14 protein-coding genes are annotated in these 14,634 nt (G+C 65.4%); 2 read left to right on the top strand and 12 right to left on the bottom strand.

Annotation, left to right across the window (positions count from 1 at the left end; genetic code table 11):
• Positions 1-7: 7 nt before the first annotated feature.
• The 3 genes from ccoN to N0K08_RS13490 all read right to left on the bottom strand — a co-directional run bounded on the left by ccoN (position 8) and on the right by N0K08_RS13490 (position 4,074).
• Positions 8-1,447 (bottom strand): cytochrome-c oxidase, cbb3-type subunit I, encoded by a 1,440-nt coding sequence (gene ccoN, locus N0K08_RS13500; protein WP_261500914.1) that lies wholly within the window; start codon positions 1,445-1,447, stop codon positions 8-10.
• A gap of 63 nt (positions 1,448-1,510) precedes the next feature.
• On the bottom strand, positions 1,511-1,648 hold the full coding sequence (ccoS, locus tag N0K08_RS13495) for a cbb3-type cytochrome oxidase assembly protein CcoS (protein ID WP_261500913.1): 138 nt from the start codon (positions 1,646-1,648) through the stop codon (positions 1,511-1,513).
• The gene (locus tag N0K08_RS13490; protein ID WP_261501013.1) at positions 1,648-4,074 is read right to left on the bottom strand and encodes a heavy metal translocating P-type ATPase; all 2,427 of its coding nucleotides are present in this window, start codon (positions 4,072-4,074) and stop codon (positions 1,648-1,650) included. The genes ccoS and N0K08_RS13490 overlap by 1 nt, the downstream gene beginning before the upstream one ends.
• A 164-nt stretch (positions 4,075-4,238) precedes the next feature.
• Here N0K08_RS13490 and N0K08_RS13485 point away from each other — a divergent pair, with 164 nt between their 5' ends.
• Positions 4,239-4,682, top strand: a complete 444-nt coding sequence (locus tag N0K08_RS13485; protein ID WP_261500912.1) for a universal stress protein — start codon at positions 4,239-4,241, stop codon at positions 4,680-4,682.
• 97 nt (positions 4,683-4,779) lie between these two features.
• On the opposite strand, the gene N0K08_RS13480 is transcribed toward N0K08_RS13485, so the two are convergent.
• The 7 genes from N0K08_RS13480 to N0K08_RS13450 form a co-directional block, all read right to left on the bottom strand.
• A complete protein-coding gene (locus N0K08_RS13480) occupies positions 4,780-6,339 on the bottom strand; it encodes a malonate--CoA ligase (RefSeq protein ID WP_261500911.1) in 1,560 nt (519 codons plus the stop codon).
• A gap of 32 nt (positions 6,340-6,371) precedes the next feature.
• Positions 6,372-7,202, bottom strand: a complete 831-nt coding sequence (locus N0K08_RS13475; protein ID WP_261500910.1) for an enoyl-CoA hydratase/isomerase family protein — start codon at positions 7,200-7,202, stop codon at positions 6,372-6,374.
• Between the two features lie 46 nt (positions 7,203-7,248).
• On the bottom strand, positions 7,249-8,241 hold the full coding sequence (locus N0K08_RS13470) for a Bug family tripartite tricarboxylate transporter substrate binding protein (RefSeq protein WP_261500909.1): 993 nt from the start codon (positions 8,239-8,241) through the stop codon (positions 7,249-7,251).
• A gap of 75 nt (positions 8,242-8,316) precedes the next feature.
• Positions 8,317-9,765 (bottom strand): malonyl-CoA decarboxylase, encoded by a 1,449-nt coding sequence (locus tag N0K08_RS13465; protein ID WP_261500908.1) that lies wholly within the window; start codon positions 9,763-9,765, stop codon positions 8,317-8,319.
• Between the two features lie 123 nt (positions 9,766-9,888).
• Complete coding sequence (gene lgt, locus N0K08_RS13460; RefSeq protein ID WP_261500907.1) at positions 9,889-10,704, bottom strand: prolipoprotein diacylglyceryl transferase; 816 nt, start codon at positions 10,702-10,704, stop codon at positions 9,889-9,891.
• Positions 10,705-10,876: 172 nt separating this feature from the next.
• Complete coding sequence (gene ilvD, locus N0K08_RS13455; RefSeq protein WP_261500906.1) at positions 10,877-12,736, bottom strand: dihydroxy-acid dehydratase; 1,860 nt, start codon at positions 12,734-12,736, stop codon at positions 10,877-10,879.
• A 134-nt stretch (positions 12,737-12,870) separates the two neighbouring features.
• Entirely contained in the window at positions 12,871-13,107 is a 237-nt protein-coding gene (locus N0K08_RS13450) for a TIGR04438 family Trp-rich protein (protein ID WP_261500905.1), read from the bottom strand.
• 95 nt (positions 13,108-13,202) lie between these two features.
• Between N0K08_RS13450 and N0K08_RS13445 the strand changes: the two genes are divergently transcribed.
• Entirely contained in the window at positions 13,203-13,508 is a 306-nt protein-coding gene (locus N0K08_RS13445) for a c-type cytochrome (protein ID WP_315968005.1), read from the top strand.
• Positions 13,509-13,705: 197 nt separating this feature from the next.
• On the opposite strand, the gene N0K08_RS13440 is transcribed toward N0K08_RS13445, so the two are convergent.
• Positions 13,706-14,167, bottom strand: coding sequence for a LapA family protein (locus tag N0K08_RS13440; protein WP_261500904.1), 462 nt, complete (start codon positions 14,165-14,167; stop codon positions 13,706-13,708).
• Positions 14,168-14,347: 180 nt separating this feature from the next.
• Positions 14,348-14,634, bottom strand: a 287-nt coding sequence (locus tag N0K08_RS13435) for an AMP-binding enzyme (RefSeq protein WP_408642953.1), incomplete at its 5' end; no start/stop codon positions are given.

Genomic DNA, 14,634 nt, shown 5'->3' with positions numbered 1-14,634 from the left:
CTTGAACTCAGGCGTGCGCCGGGTTCACTGCGGGAATGGCGACCTTGACGGCACGGCCCGAAATGACAGTCATCCAGGTATTCCACGCCATGACCAACATGCCGCCCAGGTACAGCAGACCGCCGACCACGCGGATCACGTAGAACGGATAGGTGGCCTTGACGCTTTCGACGAAGGTGTAGGTCAGCGTACCGTCGGGGTTGACCGCGCGCCACATCAGGCCCTGCATCACGCCGGCAATCCACATCGCGGCGATGTACAGCACGATGCCGATGGTGGCCATCCAGAAGTGCAGCTCGATGGCGGGCACGGAGTGCATCTTTTCCTTGCCGAACAGGCGCGGGATCAGATAGTAGAGCGAGCCCATGGTGATCAGACCCACCCAGCCGAGGGCGCCGGAGTGCACGTGACCAATCGTCCAGTCGGTGTAATGCGACAGCGCATTCACGGTCTTGATGGCCATCATCGGGCCTTCGAACGTCGACATGCCGTAGAACGACAGGGCCACGATCAGGAAGCGCAGGATGGGGTCGTCACGCAGCTTGTGCCATGCGCCCGACAGCGTCATCACGCCGTTGATCATGCCGCCCCAGCTGGGAGCCAGCAGGATGATGGAGAACACCATGCCCACGGACTGCGTCCAGTCGGGCAGTGCCGTGTAGTGCAGGTGGTGCGGGCCGGCCCACATGTAGGTGAAGATCAGCGCCCAGAAGTGGACGATGGACAGGCGGTAGCTGTAGACCGGGCGACCGGCCTGCTTGGGGATGAAGTAGTACATCATGCCCAGGAAGCCGGCGGTGAGCAGGAAGCCCACGGCATTGTGGCCGTACCACCACTGGATCATCGCGTCCTGCACGCCGGCATAGGCCGAGTAGCTCTTCATCCAGCTCGCGGGAATGGCGATGTTGTTGAAGATGTGCAGCAGCGCAATGGCAATGATGTAGGCACCGAAGAACCAGTTGGCCACGTAGATGTGCTTGACCTTGCGGATGCCGATGGTGCCGAAGAACACGATGGCATAGCTGACCCAGGTCACCAGGATCAGCAAGTCGATGGGCCACTCGAGCTCAGCGTATTCCTTGCTCTGGGTGTAACCCAGGGGCAGGCTGATCACGGCGCCGATGATGACCAGCTGCCAGCACCAGAAAGTGAGGCTGGCCAGCTTGGGCATGAACAGCCCGGTCTGGCAGGTGCGCTGCACCACGTAGTAGCTGGTCGCGAACAGGGCACTGCCGCCGAACGCAAAAATCACGGCATTGGTATGCAGTGGCCGCAGACGGCCGAAGCTCAGCCATGGCACGCCGAAGTTGAGTTCGGGCCAGGCCAGCTGGGCGGCGATCAGCACGCCTACGGCCATGCCTATCACCCCCCAGACAACAGCCATGATTGAAAACTGCCTTACGACCTTGTCGTCGTAATGCACCGCATTATTCTTTATTGCATCCATCGGGCACCTCTCAGATTGCTTGCAAAGTGTTCATTGATTGAGTTTTTTGTGTATTGATACATATCAATCGTTTCTTAGAATCCGCTCTCCCTCTTGCTCGACGCTCTCGAACTGGCCGCGATAGACCGCCCACCAAAGGGCAGCCACGATGGCCAGCACCAGAATCACTGACAAGGGGATCAGTAAATACAAAATTTCCATCAACCCACTCCGGACATGGCGGCCTCGGCCGCGGGCAACGAAGACAGGCCCTGCGCCGGCGCCGCAGGCGCTGACAGCGGCACTGCACGCGCCAGCCGCGCTGCATTGAGCACGACCAGCAGGGAACTCAAGGCCATGCCCAGACCGGCAAGCCATGCGGGCATCCAGCCCACCACAGCCAAGGGCACCGAGACCGCGTTATAGGCCGCGGCCCAGCAGAGGTTCTGGCGCACGGTGCGCAAAGTGCGCCGCGCCAGCAGCAGCGTCTGGGCGACCAACTCGAGGTGGTCGCCCAGGACGACAAAATCAGACCGTGATTGTGCCAGCGGAACCGCTCTTCCGAAAGCAAATGAAACATGTGCACCAGCAAGTACCGGGCCGTCATTGAGGCCGTCGCCCACCATGGCCACCTGCCGGCCTTCAGCCTGAATGGCTTGCAGGCGTGCCAGCTTGTCCTGGGGTGTGCAGTCGCCCACGGCTTCGGCGATGCCGGTCTGCGCGGCAATGCGCTGCACGGCGGCATCGCGGTCGCCTGACAGCAGCAGCACGCGCACGCCGGCGGCGCGCAGCTGCGCCACCACGGCCGGGGCTTCGGCGCGCAGGTCTTCACTCAGGCCGAAGCGCGCCAGCTCCATCTGTCGGCCATCGACTTCCTGGGTCAGCACCGCCTGCTGGGACAGACCCTGGGCCATGGCCTGGGAATCTTCCGCAGCGCCGGTGTGGCGCAGCGAGCCCAGGCGCAGGTGCAGCACCTGGCCCGGCCGCAGGCTGTCGATCACCTCGGCAGCCATGCCGAAGCCGGCGATTTCCCGCACTTGCGCAATCTGCCAGCGCCCGGCCAGCGCCTGCGCCCCGGCATCCGCCTGGGCGGCGCGGGCCACGGCGCGCGATACCGGGTGAATCGATTGGCTGGCCAGCAGTTCCGCCAGGGCCAGCGCCTGCGCGGCATCAACGCCGCCCCCCGCCTGCACGCTGCGCACGGCCATGCCGTCGCGGGTCAGCGTACCGGTCTTGTCGAAGACCAGGGTGTCGACACCGGCCAGGGCTTCGAGGCCTTGCAGGTTGCGCACCAGCACGCCGCTGCGCGCCAGCGTGCCGGCAGCGGTGAGCATGGCCACGGGCGTGGCCAGCGACAGCGCACAGGGGCAGGTCACGATCAGCACCGCCACCGCCACCATCATGGCGCGGCTGGGATCGGTGGGCCACCACCAGACGGCCGCCAGCGCCGCGGCGCCCAGCACCGCCAGCAGGAAGGGCCGCGCGACCTTGTCGGCCAGCTGGGCCAGGCGCGGCTTTTGCAGCGAAGCGCTTTCCATCAGGGCCACGATCTGCGCGAACTGCGTGCCTTCGCCCACGGCCGCGACCTGCATCTCCACCGCGGCATCGAGGTTGTAGCTGCCGGCCGTGACCACGTCGCCCACGGCGCGGGGCAGCGGCGTCGACTCGCCGGTAAGCAGGGCTTCGTCGGCATGGGTACGGCCCTGGCTGATGCGGCCGTCGGCGGGAAAGGCTTCGCCGGGCAGCACGCGCACCGTGTCGCCCACCTGCAGGCGGCGCGTGGCCACGCGTTCCCAGCTGCCGTCGGCCTTGCGCCGCTCGACGCTGTCGGGCAGGCGGTTCATCACGGCTTCGAGCGCGCCGGCCGTGCGGTCGCGCAGGCGCATTTCCAGCAGCCGGCCCGACAACAGGAAAAAGACGAACATCGTCAGCGAGTCATAGAACACTTCGTGGCCGAACGGGCCCGAAGGATCGAACGTGCCCATGGAGCTGACGACGAAAGTGATCAGCATGCCCAGCGCCACTGGCAAGTCCATGCTCACGCGGCGCGCGCGGATGTCGCGCAGCGCACTGGAGAAAAACGGGCCGCAGGCAAACAGCACCACGGGCAGGGACAGCACCCACGAGGCCCAGCGCAACAGCGTTTCCATTTCCTGGGTCAGATCGCCGGGCTTGGACGAGTACGCGGGCCAGGCGTACATCATGACCTGCATCATGCACAGGCCGGCCACCAGCCAGCGCCACAGTGCGCGCCGGCTTTCCTGCTTGCGGATCTCGCGCGCAAAGGCGTCGCGTGCGGGGAAGGCCTGATAGCCCGCGCGCTGAACGGCGCCCATCCACTGCGAAGGCAGGACCTGAGAGGGTTTCCAGACCACGCGCGCACGCTGCGTGGCGGCACTGACTTCCACCCGTTCGACGCCTGGCACGCTGCGCAGCGCGTCTTCAATCGTCAGTGCACAGGCGGCACAATGCATCCCTTGCAAAACGACGTGGGAATCCCATGTGAGGGAGGCATCGGTCGTATTTTCTGGATCGTGGGGGGCAGTCGGCCCGACGGGCCTCCCAAACAAGCTCCACTCGTGTGGATCGTCCAACAGCGCAACGCTTGCCTGTGAGGACGGTGGGGGGCCGACATCGAGCGCTGCCATTTCCGCCGGGTAGGACGGTTCTGGACTGGTGTAGGACATTGCTCTAGCGTAACTGGGGCGAATCATACGCGTATTGACCTGCATCAACTGCTAAAACGAGGATAAGCTTAGGCTGCGACTTCAGTTAACGGTAAACGATCACAGTTTCTTTGATGGAGGCCCGTATGTACAAACGCATTCTTATAGCGACCGATGGCTCCCCACTGTCCGACCAGGCGGTCGAAAGTGGGCTCTCACTTGCCTCCTTGTGCAAAGCCAGCGTGGTGGCGGCGAAAATAGTGCCCCTTTATGCACGCAGCTTCATGGAAGGCGGCGACTTCATGAGCATTGACGATGTCAAGCGCATCGAAGACCAGTGGGTGCACAGTGCGCAGCAGCAGCTCAATGGCGTTCAGGCGCTGGGAGAAGCCCGCGGCGTGACGGTCACCACCAGTGTCCTCAAGTCGGACCTGATCGCGGAATCGCTGATCGACATGGCCAAGGAGCACGACTGCGACCTGATCGTGATGGCCTCGCATGGCCGCAAGGGCATCAAGCGCCTGCTGCTGGGCAGCGAAACCCAGCATGTGCTGACCCACTCGCACATTCCGGTGCTGGTCCTGCGCTGAACCAGGCCGCCGCCCGTAAAGGGCAGCGACCATGAAAAACGCCCTCCCGGGCCCTCACTGTTCAAGGTGAGGGGCCCGGCAAGGGCGTTTTCTGCATTCAGGCAGTGAACAGCTGCTGATGCTGGTCGCGCAACAGGTTCTTCTGCACCTTGCCCATGGTGTTGCGCGGCAGCTCCTGCACGATGAAGCAGCGCTTGGGAATCTTGAAATTCGCCAACTGGCCTTTGAGCGCATCAATCAAGGCCTGGGGTTCCAGCTCTGCGCCGGGCTTGGGCACGACCACCGCCACGCCGACTTCGCCGAAATCCGGGTGCGGCACGCCGACCAGCGCGCTTTCATTCACACCGGGCAGGTCGTTGATGAAGCTTTCGACTTCCGCCGGGTAGACGTTGTAGCCGCCGGAAATGATCAAGTCCTTGCTGCGCCCGACGATGCTCACGTAGCCCAGTTCGTCGATGCGGCCCACGTCGCCGGTCTTGAACCAGCCGTCCGCGGTGAACTCCTGCGCCGTCTTCTCGGGCATGCGCCAGTAGCCCGGGAACACATTCGGTCCGCGCACTTCCAGATTGCCGATCTCACCCACCGCCGCGGGCTCGCCTGCATCGGTCTGCACGCGCACGCCCACGCCGGGCAAGGGAAAGCCCACCGTGCCGGGGCGGCGCTGCGACTGGCCGCCATGGGCGGCATCGGCCTGCCAGGGGTTGGAGGTGAGCATGATGGTCTCGCTCATGCCGTAGCGCTCGAGAATGGTGTGGCCCGTGCGCTCCTGCCAGGCGTGGTGGGTTTCCAGCAGCATGGGCGCCGAGCCCGAAATGAACAGCCGCATCTTCGCCGTGGCCGCGCGCGTGAGCCGCGCATCGGCCAGCATGCGCACGTACAGCGTGGGCACGCCCATGAACACGGTCGCGTCGCGCATGCGCGTGATCACGGCGGCCGGATCGAACTTCGCGAACCACAGCATCTTGCTGCCGTTCAGCAGCGCGCCATGGATGGCGACGAACAGGCCGTGCACGTGGAAGATGGGCAGTGCATGGATCAGCACATCGCCTTCCTGCCAGCCCCAGTAGTCCTTGAGCACCTGGGCGTTCGACAGCAGATTGCCGTGCGTCAGCATGGCGCCCTTGCTGCGCCCCGTCGTGCCGCTGGTGTAGAGGATGGCCGCCAGGTCATCGGCCGTGCGCGCCACGCACTGATGGGCATCGCTGTGGTGGGCCGCGCGGTCGAGCAGCGTACCGCTGCGGTCGTCGCCCAGCGTGAACACCGACTGCGTGCCGGCCTTGAAGGCGATCTTCGACACCCAGCCGAAGTTGGCCGGCGCGCAGACCACCACGGCCGGTTCGGCGTTGGCTATGAAGTACTCGATCTCGGCGCTCTGGTAGGCCGTGTTGAGCGGCAGGAACACATGGCCGGCGCGCAGCGTGGCCAGGTACAGCAGCATGGCTTCGACCGATTTCTCGACCTGCACCGCAACGCGGCTGCCGGCGGGCAGATTCAGCGAATCCAGCAGATTGGCGATGCGCGCACTGGCCCGGTCCAGATCGTTCCAGGTGTAGAACAGGCTATGGCCGTCGGCGCCAATGGCTTCGACAGCCGTGGCTTCGAGGTCGGCGGGAAAGGCAGCGCGCAGCGCGCCAAAAAGGTTGTCGTCAGAAGGCATGGAAAATCTCTGGCTAAAAATTCAGATCAGACTCAAAACTGGGGTGCGCGCTTGGCCAGGAAAGCCCCAATGCCTTCCCGGTGCTCGGGCGTGTCGGCATAAGCGTAGACATCCTCGCCGGCGCGGCCGTCCGTGCCCTGCTGGGCCAGCGTCTGCGCGGCGGCCAGCGGCGCGGCCAGCAAGGCGCGCAGCATCTGCTTGGTGCTGCGCGCGGCTTGCGGCGCCAGGGCGGCGACGCGGCCGGCGCTGGCCAGGGCTTCGGCCAGCAGCTGGTCATCGGCCACCACGCTGCCGACAAAGCCCCGGGCCGCCATCTCGGCGGCGCTGAACGTCGCGGCTTCGAGCAGCATCTGCCGCGCCGTCAGCGCGCCCACGGCGCCCGCGACCAGCGCGGCTTCGCGCGGGGCCATGGCAAAGCCCAGGCGGGCAATGGGCGCGCCAAAACGCGCCGACGCACCGGCCAGGCGCAGATCGGCGCAGGCGGCTATTTCCACGCCCGCGCCCATGCAGGCGCCGGAAATCGCCGCGACGATGGGCACGTCGCAGGCCAGCATGGCCGACAGGCCACCCCAGACCGCGTTTTCATGGAAGTCGCGCAAGGCCTGGGGATCAAAGCGAAAGCCCGGGTATTCGGAAATATCTCCGCCCGCGCAAAAAGCGACCAGACCGGCATCGCCCTCCCCGGCTCCGCCGCCTTCGATGAGCACGCAGCGCACGCGGGCATCCGCCTGTATTGCCTCGAACACCGTGCGCAAGGCCCGCCACATTTGCACCGACATGGCATTGCGCTTGCCCGCATGGCACAGCTGCACGCGCACGATGCCGGCCGCATCGGCCGCCACTACTTTCACTTCTCCGGACATTCCTCAACACTCCTTGTGCGTACCCGTCGAAAAGGCCCCGCCGCGATCATTCGATCTTGGCGCCCGAGGCTTTGACCACCTGGGCCCAGCGCTTGACTTCGCCCGAGACCATGGCCGCGAACTGCTCTTTGCTCAAGCTCCCGTACTCGGCGCCATTCTGGGCCCAGATGGCCTTGATTTCGTCCGTACGGCCCAGGCGGCGCACCTCTTCGATCATATGGTTCTGCTGCTCGACGGGCGTGTTCTTGGGCGCCCACAGGCCATACCAGGTGGTCACGTTGTAATCGGGCAGGCCCACTTCGGCCGCGCACGGCACATCCGGCAGCGAAGCATTGCGCTTGTTGCCCGACACCATCAAGGCCTTGATGCGTCCGCCCTTGATGTGCGCCGCCGACGAACCCAGGCCGTCGAACATCATGTCCACATTGCCTCCTATCAGGTCCTGCAGTGCCGGGCCCGCGCCGCGGTAGGGAATGTGGGTGACAAAGGTATTGCTTTGCAGCTTGAACAGCTCGCCAGCCAGATGGTGGGAAGTGCCCGCGCCAGCCGAAGCGTAGTTGAAGCTGCCGGGCTTGCGGCGCAGCTCGGCAATCAGCTCCTGTATGGTCTTGGCCGTGACGGTGCGCGGATTGACCACCACCACCTGCGGCACGCTGGCCAGCAGGGCCAGGGGAATGAAGTCGCGTTCCAGGTCATAGTCCAGGCGCGCATAGACCGAAGGGGCGATCACATGGTGGGTGCCGCCCATGAAGAAGTTGTAGCCGTCCGGCATGGCCTTGGCGGCGAAGCTCGCACCCAGGGTGCCGCCCGCGCCGCCGCGGTTGTCGATGATCAAGGCCTTGCCGGTGCTCTTGGCAAATTGCGCCGCCAGCGGGCGCGCAAAGGCATCGGTGCCGCCGCCGGCCGGAAACGGCACGACCAGATTGACGGGCTTGGTCGGCCAGCCCGGACTTTGCGCCCAGCTGCTGCCCGTGAGCGCGACCATGGCCGCGGCCGCCGCGCGCAATGCGTCGCGGCGTTGAATGAAGATATCCGGCATCGCTTGTCTCCTCGTTTTTTTATGAATCCGGCGCGCCCCCCACCCTTTGCACCTGCGCTGCTGCGCAGGTGCCGCTCACCCCTTGAGCAGGCTTTCGATGTCGCGTGACACCGGCATGCGACCCTGCGCCAGCAAGTCGCGATGTTTGTCGATCTTCTTCAGGTCGTAGAGGTAGTTCACCATCAGTCCCAGCGACTGCTTGGCGCCCTTGGCCGACGGGTCGCCGGCCCAGTTCAGCCGCTCCACGCGCGCGCCGTTGCCCAGGTGGAAGCGGGCCACGGGATCGAGCGGCCGGCCGTTGTCGCTTTCCTTGCCCAGGTAGTGCGCGGCGCACCACAGCAGCGCCCGGCGCACCGGCGACTGCGCGGGCAGCTGTGCCGCCGGCTCGGCCGCCGCCAGCAGGGCCGCGGCCTCCACCGACGCCTTGGGCGCCAGGCCCAGCGCACGGGCCAGCTCGCCCCGCGGCTTGTCGTCCATCTTGGCGAGCAAGGCCGTGCCGTGCTTGGCCAGCCAGGCGCGAAAGCCCGGAATCGGCGACAGCGTGGCGAAAGTGCGCAGGCGTGGGAATTCGGCGCTCAGCGTCTGCGCCACATGCTTGATCAGCGAGTCGCCAAAGCTCACGCCGCGCAGACCGGCCTGGGTGTTGCTGATCGAATAGAAAATGGCCGTGCTGGCGCGGCTGATGTCGGTGGTGGCCGCGCTTTCATCGAGCAGCGGCGTGATGCTGTCCGACAGCGCATCGACCAGCGCCACTTCGACAAAGATCAGCGGCTCGCCCGGCAGCAGCGGGTGAAACAGCCCGTAGCAGCGGCGGTCGCTGTCGAGCCGGTTCTTGAGGTCCGTCCAGCTGCGGATGTCGTGCACCGCTTCGTACTGGATCAGCTTTTCCAGCAACGAGGCCGGCGAGTCCCAGCTCAGCCGCTGCAACTTCAGAAAAGCCACATCGAACCAGGACGAGAACAGGTATTCGAGCTCGGCATCCAGGGCCGCGAAGCGCTTGTCAGACTTGGGCAGGGCCAGCAATTCGGCGCGCAGATCGAGCAGAAAGCGCATGCCGCCCGCGGGCACGGCAAAACGCTGCATCAGCCGCGTGCGCGCCGATGACAGCGCGCGGCGCAAGCCGATCTCGGCCTGGCCGCGTTCCACATCGGAATCGGCCTTGTCATAGTGCTGGCGCGCCAGCTGCAGGCGCTGGGCATCGGGGCCGAACTGCTGGCAGATCAGCAGCCACAGGTCCTGGCGTTCGGCGGCCGAGGCCGTCGCATACCAGTCCATGACGTCCTTGGCGCGGCGCCCGCCTTCGACGTCGCTGACCTGCTCGGCCGACGCGGCCTGCAGATCTTCCATCAAGCGGCGCAGCATCCGCGGAGGCAAGACCTCCTCGCCGCGGCGCAAAGTCGCCTTGAGGCGCTCATGGGTGGTACGCACCGTCGCGGGCGCCTTGGCCCCGGCCGTAGCATCCGGCGATTCCGTGGTGCGCAGTCTGGATACGCCGCGCGCAATCCATTCCGAAGCCAGGTTCATAGCAGGTCCTTATGAGAGATGGCAATGGAAGCCTCAGCATGCCCGCGCCAAGGCCCTTGCGCCATTATGGGTTGCCCTGCCCTGGCTACGCCGGCCACGCCAACGGACCTGTCTCCGAAGCGACTAAGCCTTGCTCGGCTGGCGCTGCGCCCAGAGCCACAGCACGACCCCGCCAGCCATCATCGGCAGGCACAGCCACTGGCCCATGCTCAGGCCCATGGACAGCAGCCCCAGGTAATCGTCGGGCTCGCGGAAGTATTCGGCAATGAAGCGGAACAGACCGTAGCCCATCAGGAAGGCCGCAGCCACCTGGCCTTGACGACGTTCCTTGCGCGCATACAGCCACAGCAGCACGAACAGCAGCAGGCCTTCGAGCAGGAACTGGTAGATCTGCGAAGGATGGCGCGGCTGCATGGAGCCGCTTTGCGCGAACACCATGCCCCAAGGCAGGTCAGGGCTGGAAAACCGGCCCCAGAGTTCGCCGTTGATGAAGTTGCCGATGCGCCCGGCCGCCAGGCCCGTGGGCACGCAGGGCGCGACAAAGTCGGCCACCTGCAGCCAGGGCCGCCGGCGCGAATGCGCAAACCACAGCATGGCCGCGACCACGCCCAGCAGGCCGCCGTGGAAAGCCATCCCGCCCTGCCAGACCGCAAACACTTCGAGCGGGTGCGAGAGGTAATAGCCCGGCTTGTAGAACAGGCAGTAGCCCAGGCGCCCGCCAATCACCACGCCGACCACACCCAGGAACAGGATGTCCTCGACGTCCTTGCGTGTCCAGGCCTGGTCGCCCGTGAGCGCCGCAAAGGGCGGATGGCGCAGGCGTTTGAAGCCCAGCAACAGAAACAGGCCGAAAGCGGCCAGATAGGTCAGCCCGTACCAATGCACGGCCAGGGGGCCGATCTGCAAGGCGATGGGATCGATGTGAGGATAGATCAGCATGCGGGTGATTGTGCCGTATGAAATATCACCCCCTGAGCGGCTGGCGCCGCTTCCCCCTCTCATCCTTCGGTGGAGGGGGACGGCACCATCGCTGCGGGGCGGCCCTTGCTCGGTGCCTCTGAGTTGGAGCACGCCCAGTTCTTCGCGCCGCTTGGACGCGAAGAAAACAGCTTCAGTCTGGCAACAAGGACAGGTCGCGCACGGCGCCCTTGTCGGCCGACATCACCAGCATGGCATAGGCCTTGAGCGCGGCCGAGACCTTGCGTGGGCGTGGCTTGGCGGGCTTCCAGCCCTTGGCGTTCTGCGCTTCGCGGCGGCGCGCCAGCTCTTCATCGCTGACCAGTACGTTGATCGCACGGTTGGGGATGTCGATCAGGATGCGGTCGCCGTCCTGCACCAGGCCGATGGCGCCACCGGCGGCGGCTTCGGGCGAGCAGTGGCCAATGGACAGGCCCGAAGTGCCGCCCGAGAAGCGGCCGTCGGTCAGCAGCGCGCAGGCCTTGCCCAGGCCCTTGGACTTGATGTAGCTCGTGGGGTAGAGCATTTCCTGCATGCCCGGGCCGCCCTTGGGACCTTCGTAGCGCACGATGACGATGTCGCCGGCCACGACCTTGTCGGCCAGGATGTTTTCCACGGCTTCGTCCTGCGACTCGGTCACATGGGCCCGGCCTTCGAACACCAGCAGGGCGTCGTCCACGCCCGCGGTCTTGACCACGCAGCCGTTGACAGCGATGTTGCCCGTCAGCACGGCCAGGCCGCCTTCCAGCGAGAACGCATGCTCGACCGAACGGATGCAGCCTTCGGCGCGGTCCGTGTCCAGGCTGGGCCAGCGCGTGCTCTGGCTGAAAGCCGTCTGCGTGGGGATGCCCGCAGGGCCGGCCTTGTAGAAAGTCTGCACGGCTTCGCTGGGCGCGCGTGCGATATCCCATTCGTCGAGCGCTTCCTTCAGCGAAGCGCCATAGACCGTGGGCACGTCGGTGTGCAGGCGGCCCGCGCGGTCGAGTTCACCCAGGATGGCCATGATGCCGCCGGCGCGGTGCACGTCTTCGATGTGGTACTTGTTGGTATTGGGCGCGACCTTGCACAGCTGGGGCACGGTACGCGACATGCGGTCGATGTCGGCCATGCCGAAGTCGATTTCCGCTTCCTGGGCAATCGCCAGCAGGTGCAGGATGGTGTTGGTGGAGCCGCCCATGGCGATGTCCAGCGTGATCGCGTTCTCGAAGGCCTTCTTGCCCACGGAGCGCGGCAGCGCGCGTTCGTCATCACCTTCGTAGTAGCGCTTGGCCAGTTCGACGATGGTGCGGCCGGCGCGCAGGAACAGCTGCTCGCGGTCGGAGTGCGTGGCCAGCACCGTGCCGTTGCCCGGCAGGGACAGGCCCAGGGCTTCGGTCAGGCAGTTCATGGAGTTGGCCGTGAACATGCCCGAGCAGGAGCCACAGGTCGGGCAGGCCGAGCGCTCGACTTCCGCCACTTCCGCATCGGTGTACTGGTCGTCGGCGGCCATCACCATGGCGTCGACCAGATCCAGCTTGCGGAATTCAATCTTGTGGGTCGTGGGGTTGGCCAGCTTGACCTTGCCCGCTTCCATGGGGCCGCCCGAGACGAAGATCACCGGGATGTTCAGGCGCATGGCGGCCATCAGCATGCCGGGAGTGATCTTGTCGCAATTGGAAATGCAGACCAGCGCGTCGGCGCAGTGGGCATTGACCATGTACTCGACCGAGTCGGCAATGATGTCGCGGCTGGGCAGCGAATACAACATGCCGTCGTGGCCCATGGCAATGCCGTCGTCCACGGCAATGGTGTTGAATTCCTTGGCGACACCGCCCGCCTTCTCGATCTCGCGCGCCACCAGCTGGCCCAGGTCCTTCAAATGCACGTGGCCGGGCACGAACTGGGTGAAGGAGTTGGCAATGGCGATGATGGGCTTGCTGAAATCGTCGTCCTTCATGCCAGTGGCACGCCACAAGGAGCGCGCACCAGCCATGTTGCGGCCGGCAGTGGAAGTCTTGGAACGGTATACGGGCATGGTGATCTCGAGAGATAAGTTGCAGGGAAGCAGGGAAGTGCTGACTTGCTCAATTATGTCGCACCTGCCCCATGGCAGCGACCATCATGGTCTGTTGCCGGGCCGGGGCCAGGCAAGCGGCCCGTCGCCCGGCATCAACGCGGCTTGCGCGAATCCATGGCGTCTTTTTGCCGCTGGATGCGCCGCTTCACGCGGGCGCCTTCCTCGTCCTCGACCCTGCGCCGTGTATAACCCGAGAAATCCGCATAACTCCACCAGGCCGCGGTCAAGCCATAAGGCACCAGCAGCCACCACCAGGACCACTGCGTCAGCGGCCCGACTTCCAGGAACTTCAGCACCGTCAGCAACAGCGCGATCATCAACATCCACATGGACAACTCCTTCAACTTCATGCCAGTATGGCCGCGTACCGACACAGCGGCCACTACAATTTGACCCAAAACGATACCTTGATGGAAAAATTACGATGAAGCGCACCCTGATCACTCTCGCCCTGGCCTTGACCGCCGCAGCCCCCGCCATGGCCGATCTGGCCTTGGCAAAATCGAAGAACTGCATGGCCTGCCATGCCGTCGACAAGAAGCTGGTCGGCCCGGCCTTCAAGGACGTGGCTGCCAAGTACGCCAGCCAGAAGGACGCCACCGAAAAGCTGGCCGCCAAGATCATCAAGGGCGGCGGCGGCGTCTGGGGCCCCGTGCCCATGCCTGCCAACGCCGCCGTGAGCGAAGCCGACGCCAAGACGCTGGCCGCCTGGGTGCTGGCGCAGAAATAACGCCCCCACGCTTGCTCGCTTCGCGTAGCCGCTGCCCCCCCGAGGGGGCCGTCGCCGCCTTGGGGGGGCCGCCCAGGGGCGGCCCGGCGGCGGCGAGTGTCATCTACTCTGACGCTCTGCCATATTCACCGGCGCCCTCCGCTCGCGCTGCAGATGGTTCAGACGTGAAAAACCGCCTTGCTGGCGGTTTTTTCGTTTCAGACCTCGGGGCGACTGACCCTTAGCTGCTGCTCCAGCTGGGCCAGATAGGCGGCCGTGCTGTTTTCCATCTCCAGCGCCCGGGCCTGCCAATGGGCTTCCAGCGCGTCGATGCGGGTCATCAGCGCGTTCTGGCCTTGCTGGTGCTGGGCTTCGAGCACGGCGCGCAGCTCGGTGAAGCGCGAAGCTTCGGCCTTGTCGGCCAGCTCGCGCTGGGCGTGCATTTCCTTGCTGTGACGGCGCGTTTCCAGCAGCACCGAGCCTTGCAGCGCCAGCACATAGGCGATGAAGAAAATGCCCAGCAGCACGGTCAGCGCCAGCATGATCAAGCCCAGCGGCGCCTGCACCGTGCTCAGTCCCAGCTCCACTTGCGACGGCGTCGTCAACGCTGTCCAGTTGAGCGCCGCCAGCAAGGCAATGGCGATCACGGTCAGGGCCAGAATGATGGTTCGAAAATTCATGCTTGTTCTTCTCCTCGGTAGGCAGGCCGCCACGGGTCTGGCGGCCGGTACCCTGCGTTTGTAACCGATGTCGCGGCTCGCAGGCGCCACAGACTCAGGCAAGCCCGGCGCTGTCCTACAAAACGAGGAGAAAGAGCTGGGCTGCGCCCCCGGCCCGACCACCGGCGGCGCAGCCCAGCCTCAGTTGGCTTGCGACAACTGCTCGAGAATCGCCGGATTCTCCAGCGTGCTGGTGTCCTGGGTGATGGCTTCGCCCTTGGCCAGCGCGCGCAGCAGGCGGCGCATGATCTTGCCGCTGCGCGTCTTCGGCAGGTTGTCGCCAAAGCGGATTTCCTTGGGCTTGGCGATGGGGCCGATCTCCTTGGCCACCCAGTCGCGCAACTCCTTGGCGATCTGCTTGGCCTCCTCGCCCGTGGGACGGGGGCGCTTCAAGACCACGAACGCGCAGATCGCTTCGCCCGTCACAT

The organism is Acidovorax bellezanensis (assembly GCF_025421555.1).
In the GTDB taxonomy this organism is placed as follows: domain Bacteria; phylum Pseudomonadota; class Gammaproteobacteria; order Burkholderiales; family Burkholderiaceae_C; genus Comamonas; species Comamonas bellezanensis.
This window is presented reverse-complemented; position numbering and strand designations above follow the sequence as displayed.

What these genes read in the sequence shown, in the direction of transcription:
- N0K08_RS13490 (WP_261501013.1), bottom strand. Translation starts at nt 4,074, where the DNA reads ATGGCAGCGCTCGATGTCGGCCCCCCACCGTCCTCACAGGCAAGCGTT.
- N0K08_RS13445 (WP_315968005.1), top strand. Translation starts at nt 13,203, where the DNA reads ATGAAGCGCACCCTGATCACTCTCGCCCTGGCCTTGACCGCCGCAGCC.
- lgt (WP_261500907.1), bottom strand. Translation starts at nt 10,704, where the DNA reads ATGCTGATCTATCCTCACATCGATCCCATCGCCTTGCAGATCGGCCCC.
- N0K08_RS13450 (WP_261500905.1), bottom strand. Translation starts at nt 13,107, where the DNA reads ATGTGGATGTTGATGATCGCGCTGTTGCTGACGGTGCTGAAGTTCCTG.
- ccoS (WP_261500913.1), bottom strand. Translation starts at nt 1,648, where the DNA reads ATGGAAATTTTGTATTTACTGATCCCCTTGTCAGTGATTCTGGTGCTG.
- ilvD (WP_261500906.1), bottom strand. Translation starts at nt 12,736, where the DNA reads ATGCCCGTATACCGTTCCAAGACTTCCACTGCCGGCCGCAACATGGCT.
- N0K08_RS13485 (WP_261500912.1), top strand. Translation starts at nt 4,239, where the DNA reads ATGTACAAACGCATTCTTATAGCGACCGATGGCTCCCCACTGTCCGAC.
- N0K08_RS13465 (WP_261500908.1), bottom strand. Translation starts at nt 9,765, where the DNA reads ATGAACCTGGCTTCGGAATGGATTGCGCGCGGCGTATCCAGACTGCGC.
- N0K08_RS13475 (WP_261500910.1), bottom strand. Translation starts at nt 7,202, where the DNA reads ATGTCCGGAGAAGTGAAAGTAGTGGCGGCCGATGCGGCCGGCATCGTG.
- N0K08_RS13470 (WP_261500909.1), bottom strand. Translation starts at nt 8,241, where the DNA reads ATGCCGGATATCTTCATTCAACGCCGCGACGCATTGCGCGCGGCGGCC.
- ccoN (WP_261500914.1), bottom strand. Translation starts at nt 1,447, where the DNA reads ATGGATGCAATAAAGAATAATGCGGTGCATTACGACGACAAGGTCGTA.
- N0K08_RS13440 (WP_261500904.1), bottom strand. Translation starts at nt 14,167, where the DNA reads ATGAATTTTCGAACCATCATTCTGGCCCTGACCGTGATCGCCATTGCC.
- N0K08_RS13480 (WP_261500911.1), bottom strand. Translation starts at nt 6,339, where the DNA reads ATGCCTTCTGACGACAACCTTTTTGGCGCGCTGCGCGCTGCCTTTCCC.